2 protein-coding genes are annotated in these 1,101 nt (G+C 60.3%); one reads left to right on the forward strand and one right to left on the reverse strand.

Annotated elements, in window-relative coordinates; translation table 11 throughout:
* Positions 1–603 (forward strand): hypothetical protein (locus EOA79_RS32170; RefSeq protein WP_245489986.1); only part of this gene is annotated, 603 nt, incomplete at its 5' end.
* A 113-nt stretch (positions 604–716) separates the two neighbouring features.
* Here EOA79_RS32170 and EOA79_RS32175 read toward each other — a convergent pair.
* Positions 717–1,101, reverse strand: a 385-nt coding sequence (locus EOA79_RS32175; protein ID WP_206639302.1) for a lytic murein transglycosylase, incomplete at its 5' end; no start/stop codon positions are given.

Genomic DNA, 1,101 nt, shown 5'->3' on the forward strand with positions numbered 1-1,101 from the left:
GCGGGGGTTTTGACAGTGAAAAGTAGTATTTCTCTTCTGGTCGCGACGGCGTTGACCTTGATGACGTGCGGGTCCTCGCAAGCAGCCACGAAGCAGGCGTCTGCGGCTAATTTGGACGGGTGCATCTCCGCTGTGCATCTATGGAGCATCACGTTCAAGCACGAAATCGCCTCCTTCATGGGCGTCTCGCAGGAGCGCATGCCGGCCTTGTTCTGCCAGCGCATAGCCGAGGGGATACGCAGCGGCCGCATCAGCTACTCCGACATAAACAGGCTGCAGCTCGACCAACCGACCGAAATCTGGTTGGTCATCAAGGGCAAGTCCAAGGCGGCTGCTGCGGCCACAACGGCGCCGCGGAACTCTAAATTCCGTACCTGCTCAAATGTTATCACCGGCTCCTTCGAGGTTGCCGCTTCCGAGAAATGCCCCTTAGGCGGCAGCTACTCGCAAGCTGCCGGAGTCCCGACGGTGATCGAGGACAGGCCAAAGGCGGCTCCTTCAGCGCCGCGGAATCCCAAATTCCGTACCTGCAACGGCACTACCGGTACCTTCCAGATTCCCGTTTCCCGGAAATGTCCATTGAGCGGCTACGCGAACGATTGAGAGTTAGGTGATGAGATCGAACCTTGTCGTTCCGGGTGGTTGGGTTTTGATCCTTGCTCCGTAACAAAAAGCCCGGCGCAGGCCGGGCTTCTCGTTGGAATGGAGATATTGCATCAGTTGGCGTCGATCGCCTCGGCGATGCGGGCGATGGCCTGCTGGTAGACGCTTGCCGAATTCCAGCCGGCGATGGCGCCCATATTCGCCTCATATCCCGCGCCGGCCTGCCAGCCATGGGCTTTGAGGAAGTTGGCGGTGGAAGCCAGCGCGGTGTTCCTGTCGCGCAGATTTCCGTTGCCGACGCCATACTTCAGAACATTTCCGGGCAGGAACTGCGTATGGCCGATCTCGCCATGCATGGCGCCGACCGAGGAGGCGGTCAGCGCGCCGCGATCGACCAGCTTCAGGGCGGCGATGGCATGGGGGGTGAAATAGTCCGGGCGGCGGCAATCATAGGCCAGCGTCAGAATGGCGGAGACCGTGTTCTGGTTGCCCATCGAC

This window comes from Mesorhizobium sp. M1A.F.Ca.IN.020.03.2.1 (genome assembly GCF_004023205.1).
GTDB lineage: Bacteria > Pseudomonadota > Alphaproteobacteria > Rhizobiales > Rhizobiaceae > Mesorhizobium.